Source organism: Streptosporangium sp. NPDC051023, assembly GCF_040689595.1.
Lineage (GTDB): Bacteria > Actinomycetota > Actinomycetes > Streptosporangiales > Streptosporangiaceae > Streptosporangium.
In genome coordinates, this window is sequence record NZ_JBFBCE010000116.1 from 17,321 (window position 1) to 27,381 (window position 10,061).

Annotated in this window: 10 protein-coding genes; 5 read left to right on the forward strand and 5 right to left on the reverse strand. The window is 71.6% G+C overall.

Annotated features, from left to right (window positions below):
• Together AB0395_RS43070 and AB0395_RS43075 are read right to left on the reverse strand one after the other, a co-directional pair.
• A partial coding sequence (locus AB0395_RS43070; RefSeq protein WP_366292523.1) for a VCBS repeat-containing protein occupies positions 1–923 on the reverse strand: 923 nt, incomplete at its 3' end.
• A 180-nt stretch (positions 924–1,103) separates the two neighbouring features.
• A complete protein-coding gene (locus AB0395_RS43075) occupies positions 1,104–1,892 on the reverse strand; it encodes a hypothetical protein (protein ID WP_366292526.1) in 789 nt (262 codons plus the stop codon).
• Between the two features lie 156 nt (positions 1,893–2,048).
• Between AB0395_RS43075 and AB0395_RS43080 the strand changes: the two genes are divergently transcribed.
• Complete coding sequence (locus AB0395_RS43080; RefSeq protein ID WP_366292529.1) at positions 2,049–3,380, forward strand: histidine kinase; 1,332 nt, start codon at positions 2,049–2,051, stop codon at positions 3,378–3,380.
• On the forward strand, positions 3,377–4,084 hold the full coding sequence (locus AB0395_RS43085) for a response regulator transcription factor (protein WP_366292532.1): 708 nt from the start codon (positions 3,377–3,379) through the stop codon (positions 4,082–4,084). The genes AB0395_RS43080 and AB0395_RS43085 overlap by 4 nt, the downstream gene beginning before the upstream one ends.
• Before the next feature lie 50 nt (positions 4,085–4,134).
• Here AB0395_RS43085 and AB0395_RS43090 read toward each other — a convergent pair whose 3' ends face one another.
• From AB0395_RS43090 to AB0395_RS43100, 3 genes are read right to left on the reverse strand one after another with little or no spacing between them, the layout of a single operon-like run.
• Positions 4,135–5,139 (reverse strand): acyl-CoA dehydrogenase family protein, encoded by a 1,005-nt coding sequence (locus AB0395_RS43090; protein WP_366292535.1) that lies wholly within the window; start codon positions 5,137–5,139, stop codon positions 4,135–4,137.
• Positions 5,140–5,185: 46 nt separating this feature from the next.
• Positions 5,186–6,313 carry an acyl-CoA dehydrogenase family protein gene (locus AB0395_RS43095; protein ID WP_366292538.1) on the reverse strand — a complete coding sequence of 376 codons (1,128 nt, stop codon included), beginning with the start codon at positions 6,311–6,313 and terminating at the stop codon, positions 5,186–5,188.
• Positions 6,303–7,142 (reverse strand): enoyl-CoA hydratase, encoded by an 840-nt coding sequence (locus tag AB0395_RS43100; RefSeq protein ID WP_366292540.1) that lies wholly within the window; start codon positions 7,140–7,142, stop codon positions 6,303–6,305. Before AB0395_RS43100 ends, AB0395_RS43095 begins: the two co-directional genes overlap by 11 nt.
• A 103-nt stretch (positions 7,143–7,245) precedes the next feature.
• Here AB0395_RS43100 and AB0395_RS43105 point away from each other — a divergent pair, with 103 nt between their 5' ends.
• Genes AB0395_RS43105 through AB0395_RS43115 form a run of 3 tightly spaced genes read left to right on the forward strand, consistent with a single transcriptional unit; the run spans position 7,246 to position 9,818 of the window.
• On the forward strand, positions 7,246–8,022 hold the full coding sequence (locus AB0395_RS43105; RefSeq protein ID WP_366292542.1) for an SDR family oxidoreductase: 777 nt from the start codon (positions 7,246–7,248) through the stop codon (positions 8,020–8,022).
• Positions 8,023–8,032: 10 nt separating this feature from the next.
• On the forward strand, positions 8,033–8,650 hold the full coding sequence (locus AB0395_RS43110; protein WP_366292544.1) for a TetR/AcrR family transcriptional regulator: 618 nt from the start codon (positions 8,033–8,035) through the stop codon (positions 8,648–8,650).
• 10 nt (positions 8,651–8,660) lie between these two features.
• Complete coding sequence (locus AB0395_RS43115; protein ID WP_366292547.1) at positions 8,661–9,818, forward strand: acetyl-CoA C-acetyltransferase; 1,158 nt, start codon at positions 8,661–8,663, stop codon at positions 9,816–9,818.
• The last annotated feature ends 243 nt before the right edge of the window (positions 9,819–10,061 follow it).

Sequence of the window (10,061 nt, forward strand, 5' to 3'; positions counted from 1 at the left end):
ACGGCCATGATTTCGGCCTTTCGGTCGCCGTCGAGGTCGGCGAAGTGGAGGTTGTCCTTGGTGAAGCCGACGCCGATGACGGTGTCGCCGTCCCAGGGCATCGGGCCGAACCCGGCCCCGTTGCGCCAGGCCTTGACGTCGCCGTTGGGCATGACCGCCACGATCTCCTTGTCACCGTCGCCGTCGAGGTCGGCGAAGTGGAGGTTGTCGCTGGTGAAGCCGACGCCGATGACGGCGTCGGCGTCCCAGGGCATGTGGCTGAATCCCGCTCCGTTGCGCCAGGCCTTGACGTCGCCGTTGGGCATGACCGCGGCGATGTCGGCCTTGGCGTCACCCGACAGCGACGACCCCGGCGCCGTGTCGACGATGTTGTCGTAACGGATCGGCGTGTAGGTGTTCGCGGTCGACGCCCTCCAGGTGTGTTCCGCGGTGGGGGAGCCGTCGGGGCCCGCCTGCTCCCTGACGACCGGCGTCGTGTGGGCGTCGTCCGCCCAGCGGACGAAGAGCGCGACATGGACGCCCGGCCGGTTCAGCGCGTCACCGGGGCGCAGGTCCGACCGCGCGATCTCGTGTGAGACCTGGCCGAGCGTGCTCGTGGTGTAGGACTGCCGCAGCCCCCACGCCATGGAGAGGTAGCCAGAGCAGTCCGTGCGGTAGTTTCCGTACCCGTTCCGATGGCAGGCCGACTGGCTGTACGGAACTCTCTCGTCGATCCAGCTCTGCGCCCGGATCAGCGCCTCGTCACGTGAGGTCGCCCTGTTCTCGGGGTAGGTATCGCAGCCGAACCTGGCGTGAAGGAGGTCTGCCCCGGACGCGGAGGCAGGGGCGGAGAGGGCGGCGCTGGAGGGCGTGGCTCCGGCGATCCAGGTCAGTGCGGTGGTGGTGGCCGTCAGCAGCAGGCGGAGCCTGGCGGTCCCGTTCATTGTGGTGTCCTGACGTGTAGGCGGCACGGCACACCGGCAGCGGTGCGGTTCGCTCCCCGGGGCCGTTCTGACATGACCAGGTTCGTGAGCGTCGCTGGAAAACGGCTTCAAGCCGCCTACAGACCGGCAGGCCCTCACGACCCGGCCGCCGGAGATCACTCTTCGGGACCGAGTCGGAGGTCACCCCTCGGGGCCGAAGAGCATGATGAGAACGGTCAGCGTGACGGCGAGGGCGATCAGCACCCAGAGCCTCCGGGACGGCCGGGGACCGTCTCGGAGCACGCGCACGCCCAGCGGCATGAACGCGACGCACAGGCCGGTCAGGGCGATCGGCGACTGCGGGACCTCGGTGCCCTTGAGCGTGCCGAGGGCGAGGATCCACATCCAGCCCAGCGCGAAGGAACGGATCGGGCCCAGTACGCGGGAGCGGTAGGCGCCGATCGCGAGCACGACCCAGCCGGTGACGATGGTGAGGGCGGGAAAGCGGAAGACGTCCCACGCCCCGTATGAGTCGGCGACGGCCTTGGTAGCGGTGGACAACCCCTGCACGCCGACGAGTTGGAAGGCGAGATGGTCGATTCCCCCGTGGAAGGTCCGGGTGAACAGCCCGAACATCACCAGGCTGCCACCCCAGACCGCCCAGCCGGGCCTGGTGACGCCGATCATCTGGGCGAGTGTCACGATGGCGGGCCACATGAGCACGTTGCCCGCGACGAAAAGGCTGTAGGCGGCGACCATCAGGGTCGGCTCGGCGTCGTAGGCCTGCAACTGCTGGGGGAAGAAGAAGTGGTACCTGATGCGCAGGAGCACCCCGGCGGACATCAGCAGGGGGCCAAGGACCATCGCGATCCCGCCCACCCACGGCCCGGGGAACCAGAACGTCCCGGCAGGGCGTGCCCGCCCGGAGGTCTGTCCGAGCGGCTGTCCGGGGGTCTGTCCGGCGGCTTGGCGAAGGCTGTCGTCGTTCATGCCTCAACGGTTGTGGACGGTGGTGTTCCCGCACATCCGGCCATGGCCGGATCTCGCCGCTCCGACCGTGGTCACCCCCGCGGTCCCGGCTACGACCTGGGGAGGTCCGACCGTGGTCGGACGCGCCGCCTCGGCCCGTGACGATAGCGTCGGGGAGTGGAAAGCATCCGCGGGCGTGCCCGTCCCATCCTCCTTGACGCCGCGGTGGCGGTGGCGCTCGCGATCTTCGTCGCCTACGCGCTCCTGGAGCCTCCCGTCCAGGTGTTCACGGGGCCGCTCTGGGCGGTGTGGGCCGTGGCCCTGGGCACCGCGCTGCCCGTGGCGGTACGGCGGCGCTGGCCGCTGCCGGTGCTCGCCGTGGCCGGGGTAGGCACGGTGGCCGCCACGCTGGCCGGCGTGGTGGGCGCCGGAGTGATGTGGGTGGCCTACACCCCCGTCGCGCTGGCGCTCTACGTCGTCTCGGCCGTCGAGCCGCCCCTGCGGTCCGCGGCCGCCCTGGTGGCCTGCCTGCTCGCCTCGGCGGCCGCGGTCGTCTGCTTCTACGCGACGTTCCAGCCCGTCCCGAGCCCCGAGGGGGCGCCCAGTGAGGTGCCGCTCGCGTGGCCGGTGGAGGCCGGGGCGATCTGGGGGGTGACGGGTGGGGCATGGGCGGCCGGGACGATCCGCCGCTGGCGGCGTGCCGCCGCCGCCGAGCTCGCCCGGCGTGCCGCGGCTGAGGAGCGGCTGCGCATCGCCCGCGAACTGCACGACATCGTCGGGCACAGCATGAGCCTGATCGCGGTCAAGTCCACCGTCGCCAACCACATCGCCGGAACCGACCCCGAGGAGGCGCTGTCCGCGCTGGCCGTCATCGAGCACACCAGCCGGGTGGCACTCACCGACATACGCCGCCTGCTGGGAGTTCTCCGTGCCGACCCGGAGGACGGTGCGGAGACCGGCACGAGGATCGGTGTGGGGAGTGGCGCGGAGACCGGCATGGCGAGCGGAGTGGGGACCGGTACAGGGAGCGGAATGGAGATCGGCGCGAGGACCGGCGGGGAGACCGGTAGGGAAGCCGGTCCCGTCTCCCGCGCCGCCCTCGCGCCGGCACCGGGGCTCGCCCAGCTCTACGAGCTCGCCGAACACACCCGTGCGGCGGGTGCCTCCGTCGAGCTTGAGGTGCGCGGCGTCGGCGATCTGCCCGAGGCGGTGGGCCTGTCGGTGTACCGGATCGTGCAGGAGGCGCTGACCAACGTCGTCAAGCACGCCGTCCCGGCCCGCTGCCGGGTCGACGTCGAGGCCGACGGGCGGGCGGTGCGGATCGAGGTCGTCGACGAGGGGAGGGGCCGCGGGTCCGCGCAGTCACGCGGTGCCGGGGCGCACGGGCTGATCGGGATGCGGGAGCGGGTGGCGATGTTCGGCGGCACGTTCAGTGCGGGCCCGCGAGCGGAGGGAGGCTTCCGGGTGTCGGCCCGCCTGCCGTACGAATCCTCGGGACGGACGCGGTGAACAGCGCCGTGAACGATGCCGGGAACGACTTCGGGCGGCCTGTCCGGGTGCTGCTCGCCGACGATCACGTGCTGCTGCGCGACAGCTTCCGCGCCCTCATCGGCGCCACCGAGGGGATGGTCACGGTCGGCGAGGCCGGGACCGGGGGCGAGGCCGTACGGCTGGCCGCCCGGGAGCGCCCCGACGTGGTGCTGATGGACGTGCGGATGCCCGAGATGGACGGCATCGAGGCCACCCGGCTGATCTGCGGGTCACCGGAGACAGCCACCACGCGCGTGCTGATACTGACGACGTTCGACCTGGACGAGTACGTCTACGCGGCCCTGCGGGCGGGGGCGAGCGGTTTCCTGGTCAAGGACACCACCGCGGCGCACCTCCTGGAGGCGATCCGGGTGGTCGCCTCGGGTGAGGCGCTGCTCGCGCCTGCCGTGACGCGACGGCTCATCGCGGAGTTCACCAGGCTGGCCGCGCCCGTCCAGGCGCCCGCCCGCGAGCTCGCCGGGGTCACCGGCCGTGAGCGGGAGGTCCTCACGCTGATCGCCCGTGGGCTGTCCAACGCCGAGATCGCCGGAAGCCTGCACCTCAGCGTCGGCACGGTGAAGACCCACATCGGGCGCCTGCTCGGCAAGCTCAACGCGCGAGACCGCGCCCAGCTCGTGATGGTCGCCTACGAGACGGGCCTGGTCGCCGCCGGTCACCGGTGAACCACCCCACCGCCCGCCAGGCCCTTTCCCGTCCGGCCGCTCGCTGGCCCTCAGGTGCCCGTTCGCTCGTCCCCTCCCAGCGAGGAGATCACCCGGGCGCGATGGTCACCGGGGGAGCCCCAGGCCGAGTACAACGCCCTGACCTTGCGGATCCACAGGCTGGGGTCGTACTCGTCGGTGTAGCCGATGGCGCCGTGCACCTGCAGGGCGATCTTGGCCGTCGCGTAGGCCGCCTCGGACGCCGCCGCCTTCGCCGCCGAGACGTCGCGCGCGAACGTCGGTGACCCCGAGGCCAGCGCCGCGCCATGGACCAGCGGGCGGGCGTACTCCAGGCCGACGAGCGCATTCGCGAGGTGGTGCTTGACCGCCTGGAACTCGCCGATCGGCCGTCCGAACTGCCGTCGCGCGGTCGCGTACCCGACCGTGATCTCCAGCAGCCTGCGTCCCAGACCGACGAGTTGGGCGGCGCAGGCCAGCGCGCCCATGTCGTAGGCCGCGCGGGCCGCCGCGCGCACCTCGGGCCCCGAGGCGAGCACCGTGCCCGGGGTCAGGGAGAACAACCTGCGGGCCGGGTCCAGTGAGGTGCGCGCCTCGCCGGGGACCGCGCCGCGCAGCTCGTCGCCGTCCGCGACGAGGACGAGACCGGCGACGTCGGCATCGAGGCCGTACGGCACCGCCGCAGGCAGCGCGAGCGAGGCGACGGCCGTGCCGGCGGCGATCCCCGGCAGCCAGGCGTCCGCGAGCTCCCGGTCACCGAGCCGGTCGAGCAGCACGGCCGCGGCGACGGTCTCGGCGTACGGCCCCGGCACCGCGTGCCTGCCGAGCTCGTGGAAGGCGGTCACCAGCTCGACGGGCAGCGGCCCCGCTCCGTCGAAGGCCTCGGGTACGGCGACCGCGAAGACCCCGGCCTCGGCGAGCGAGCGCCACAGGGCGAGGCCGGGCTCGGCCGTCCCGGCCGCCCAGGTGCGGATCACGGCGGGGGTCTCCGCCTTCACAAGCAGTTCGTGCAGGGTCTCGCCGAACAACCGCTGCTCGGCCTCGAGGATGAACTTCACCGTTTCCTCCGGATGGTTGCCACCGTGCTCGCCGTCGTGCTCGCCGTCACTTCGAGGCCCTGGGCAGACCGAGCACGCGTTCGGCGATGACGTTGCGCTGAATCTCGTTGGTGCCCGCGTAGATCGGACCGGCGAGGGAGAAGACGTAGCCCTCCAGCCAGTCGCCCTCCAGTTCGCCGTCCGCGCCCAGCAGGTCGAGCGCCGTCTCGTGCAGTGCCACGTCCAGCTCGGACCAGAAGATCTTGTTGATGCTTGACTCGGCTCCCACGTCCTCGGTGCGCGAGACGGTCTCGAAGCCCTTGAGCCGGTAGGCGCGGGCCCTGATCCACGCGTCGGCGACCCGGTCGCGCAGCGCGGTGTCCGCGGGGTCGGCACGCTCGTTCCACAGCTCGACAAGGCGGTCGGCGGCGGCCAGGAAGCGTCCCGGGCTGCGCAGCGTGAGCCCGCGCTCGTTGCCGGTCGTGCTCATCGCGACCCGCCAGCCCTCGCCGGGCGTCCCGACGACGTCCCGGTCCGGCACGAACACGTCGTCGAAGAACAGTTCCGCGAAGGCGGGCTTGCCGTCGATGCGGCCGATCGGGCGCCGGGTGATCCCCTCGGCGTCCAGCGGGAACATCAGGTAGGTCAGGCCGTGGTGCCGTCCGGCCTCGGGGTCGGAGCGGAAGGGGCCGAAGCCCCAGTCGGCGAAGGCCGCGCGGGAGCTCCACGTCTTCTGGCCGTTCAGCAGCCAGCCGCCGTCCGTGCGGGTCGCGGTCGCGCGCAGCGCGGCCAGGTCGCTGCCCGCTCCCGGCTCCGACCAGGCCTGGGCCCAGATCACCTCTCCCGAGGCCATCGGCGGCATGATGCGGTCGAGCTGCTCGGGGGTGCCGTGGTTGAACAGGGTCGGGGCGAGCAGGTTGATGCCGTTCTGGCTGACGCGCCCCGGTGCCCCGGCCGCGTAGTACTCCTCCTCGAAGATCAGCCACTCCAGCGGGGTCGCGTCCCGCCCGCCGTACCGGGCGGGCCAGGAGACGACGGAGAGCCGGGCCTGCGACAGCTCCCGCTCCCAGGCGCGGTGGGCGGCGAAGCCCTCCTCGGTCTCCAGCGAGGGCAGGGGAGTGGCGGGAACGTGGGAGCGCAGCCAGTCGCGAACCTCGGCGCGGAACGGCTCGACGGACGACAGGTCAAGATTCATCGGCGGCCGCCTTCATGCTCTTCGGGGTCATCCCGGCCAGGGGGTCGGCCGAGGTCTCCGCGTTGTGCGCGTGGGCGAGATGGTGCAGGCCGAAGACCGAGTCCATTCCCGCGTGCATGCCCTGCAGGTCCTCGGCCTGGTTCACCGCCTTCTTCGTCAGCGCCAGGCCCATGCGCGGCATGGCCGCGATCCGTTCGGCCAGCGCGAAGGTCTCGGTCTCCAGCGAGGAGCGGGGCACGACCCGGTTGACCATCCCCACCTCGTGGGCGCGCGCGGCGGGCATCCGGTCGCCGGTGTAGAGGAACTCCTTGGCGATCCGCGGCGGCATCACCCAGGGGTGCGCGAAGTACTCGACGCCGGGGATGCCCATCCGCACCACCGGGTCGGCGAAGAACGCGTCGTCGGAGGCGACGATCAGGTCGCACACCCAGGCCAGCATGAGCCCTCCGGCGACGCAGGCGCCCTGCACCATCGCGATCACCGGCTTGGGGATCTCCCGCCAGCGGCGGCACATGCCGAGATACACCTCGGACTCGCGGGCGAAGCGGCTCTCGGCCCCCTGCCTGCCGACGTGGTCCCACCACAGCCCGGCCTTGCGCTCGAAGGAGACGTGCGCGTCCCGCCCCGGGCTGCCGATGTCGTGCCCGGCGGAGAAGTGCTCGCCCGCTCCGGCCAGCACGATCACCTTGACCTCGTCGTCGGCCGCGGCCCGGTAGAAGGCCTCGTCCAGGGCGTAGGTCATCGCGGAGTTCTGCGCGTTGCGGTACTCCGGGCGGTTCATGGTGACCACCGCCACCGACCCGCGCCGCTCGTAGCGTACGACCGTCATCGGGACCCTCTCATTCTTTCTAACAATTGTTTGGTAGAGTAAACCACGTGAAGCTCAACGAGAAGGCCCCGGCCCGTCCGCCCTTCGGTGTGGAGGCGTGGAGATGAAGCCGCCCTATGTCCCCGGTCACGGACTGCTGCGCGACCGGGTCGCCCTGGTGACCGCCGCCGCGGGCACCGGCATCGGCGGCGCCTGCGCCCGCCGCATGCTGGAGGAGGGCGCCCGCGTGGTGATCAGCGACGCCCACGAGCGGCGCCTGCTGGAGAGCCTGGCCGTCCTCGAAGAGGAGTTCGGGGCGGACGCGGTGACCGCGGTGCCCTGTGACGTGACCTCGGAGGAGCAGGTCCAGAATCTGTTCACGGTCGCGCAGGAGCGCCTCGGCCCCGTCGACGTCGTGGTCAACAACGCCGGGCTCGGCGGTACGGCCAAGCTCGCCGAGATGACCGACGAGCAGTGGAACCGCGTCCTGGACGTCACCCTCAACGGCACCATGCGCTGCACCAGGGCCGCATTGGTCCGTATGCAGCCCAGGGGCAGGGGCGTCATCGTGAACAACGCCTCGGTGATCGGCTGGCGGGCACAGGAGGGGCAGGCGCACTACGCGGCGGCCAAGGCCGGGGTCATGGCGCTGACCAGGTGCGCGGCTGTCGAGGCCGCGCCGTACGGCGTGCGCGTCAACGCCGTCGCCCCCTCGCTGGCCATGCACCCGCACCTGGCCAAGGTGACCACGGAGGAGTTGCTGGCCGAGCTCACCAAGCGGGAGGCCCTCGGGAGGTACGCGGAACCGTGGGAGGTCGCCAACGTTATCGTCTTCCTCGCGAGCGACTACTCCTCCTATATGACCGGAGAGGTCGTCTCCGTCTCCAGCCAGCACCCCTGAGAGGTCGACCATGAGCCCACGACGCAGAGACTCAGAGAGCACCGCCGCCGCGCGGGCCGAGCGGCGGGCCGAGCTGCTCGCCACGGCGGCCGAGGTCTTCGCGTCGCGGGGATACGCCTCGACCACCGTCCGGGAGGTCGCCGACGCGGCGGGCATGCTCGGCGGTAGCCTCTACTACCACTTCGACTCCAAGGAGTCGATGGCGGACGAGATCCTGTCGACCTTCCTCACCGACATGTGGGCGGCCTACGACCGGGTTCTCGGGTCCGGCCTCGACGCGCGGGAGACCTTCCAGGCGCTGATCGCCGAGTCGTTCCACTCGATCGACCGTTACCGCCCGGCGGTCGTGATCTACCAAAACGAATCCAAGCATCTGGCGGCGAACCCGCGCTTCTCCTATCTCCTCGACTCGCAGCGGCGGTTCAGGGAGATGTGGTTGTCGGTGTTGGACCGGGGCGTCCTTGAGGGCGCCTTCCGCGCCGACCTCGACACCGGCCTGATCTACCGGTTCATCCGCGACACCGTCTGGGTGGCCGCGAGCTGGTACCGGAGCGACGGCCGCCTGCCCGCGGACGAGGTCGCCAGGCAGTACCTCGCGATGATCCTGGAAGGGATCCTGTCAACCTAAGGAGTTTTCGATGGCCGAGGCCTACATCGTCGAAGCGGTGCGCACCCCTGTGGGCAGGCGCGGCGGCGGTCTGTCCGGAGTGCACCCCGCGGATCTGGGCGCGCACGCGCTGAAGGCGCTGGTCGAGCGGTCCGGGATCGACCCGGTCGCGGTCGAGGACGTGATCTTCGGCTGCCTCGACACGGTCGGCCCGCAGGCCGGTGACATCGCCCGCACCTGCTGGCTGGCCGCCGGTCTGCCCGAGGAGGTGCCGGGAGTCACCGTCGACCGTCAGTGCGGCTCCTCCCAGCAGGCGCTGCACTTCGCCGCGCAGGCCGTGATGTCCGGCACGACGGACCTCGTGGTCGCGGGCGGCGTGCAGAACATGTCGATGATCCCCATCGCTTACGCCTCGCGCGGCGCCACCGACGCGCTCGGCCTCACCGAGGGGCCCTATGTCGGCTCGCGCGGCTGGCAAGCCCGGTACGGCAGGCAGGACGTGTCCCAGTTCAGGGGCGCCGAGATGATCGCCGAGAACTGGGACATCTCCCGCGAGGACATGGAGGCGTTCGCCTACGAGTCGCACATGCGGGCGATCAGGGCGATCGACGAGGGCCGCTTCGAGCGTGAGATCGCCCCGCTGGAGGGGGTCTCCGCCGACGAGGGGCCGCGCCGCGACACCACGCGGGAGAAGATGGCCGGGCTGAAGCTCCTGCAGGAGGGCGGGCGGTTGACCGCCGCCGTCGCCTCGCAGATCTCCGACGGCGCGGCGGCCCTGCTGATCGCCTCGGAGGAGGCCGTCAAGGTCCACGGCCTGCGCCCGCGCGCCCGCATCCACCATCTTTCCGCACGCGGCGAGGACCCCATCCGGATGCTGTCCGCCCCCATCCCGGCCACCGCCTACGCGCTGAAGAAGTCCGGCATGTCGATCGGCGACATGGACGCGATCGAGATCAACGAGGCGTTCGCCTCGGTCGTGCTGGCCTGGCTGAAGGAGACGGGCGCCGACCCGGCGCGCGTCAACCCCAACGGCGGCGCCATCGCGCTCGGCCACCCCCTCGGTGCAACCGGCGCCCGGCTGATGATCACCCTGCTGCACGAGCTGGAGCGCACCGGCGGCAGGTACGGCCTGCAGACGATGTGCGAGGGCGGCGGCCAGGCCAACGTCACCGTCATCGAGCGTCTCTGACCGGTCGGCGGACTCCCCGGGCTCACCGGACGCCGAGTCCTTTCCGCCCACGATGACGTCTTCCCCGCCGTGGCCTTTCCCGTTGTGATCTCCATGGCCACGACGCTGTTGACCGGAACGGCTCCGGAGATCGTCCCCTCGTTCCGCGACCGCCCCGCCGGTGTCGGCGGGGCGGCGTGGCCGTTCGGGCGGAAAGCCTCGTCAGGGCAGCGTCCGCAGGTAGGTCGGCGGCTTGCGCACCTG

What these genes read in the sequence shown, in the direction of transcription:
- AB0395_RS43095 (WP_366292538.1), bottom strand. Translation starts at nt 6,313, where the DNA reads ATGAATCTTGACCTGTCGTCCGTCGAGCCGTTCCGCGCCGAGGTTCGC.
- AB0395_RS43105 (WP_366292542.1), top strand. Translation starts at nt 7,246, where the DNA reads ATGAAGCCGCCCTATGTCCCCGGTCACGGACTGCTGCGCGACCGGGTC.
- AB0395_RS43075 (WP_366292526.1), bottom strand. Translation starts at nt 1,892, where the DNA reads ATGAACGACGACAGCCTTCGCCAAGCCGCCGGACAGACCCCCGGACAG.
- AB0395_RS43110 (WP_366292544.1), top strand. Translation starts at nt 8,033, where the DNA reads ATGAGCCCACGACGCAGAGACTCAGAGAGCACCGCCGCCGCGCGGGCC.
- AB0395_RS43100 (WP_366292540.1), bottom strand. Translation starts at nt 7,142, where the DNA reads ATGACGGTCGTACGCTACGAGCGGCGCGGGTCGGTGGCGGTGGTCACC.
- AB0395_RS43115 (WP_366292547.1), top strand. Translation starts at nt 8,661, where the DNA reads ATGGCCGAGGCCTACATCGTCGAAGCGGTGCGCACCCCTGTGGGCAGG.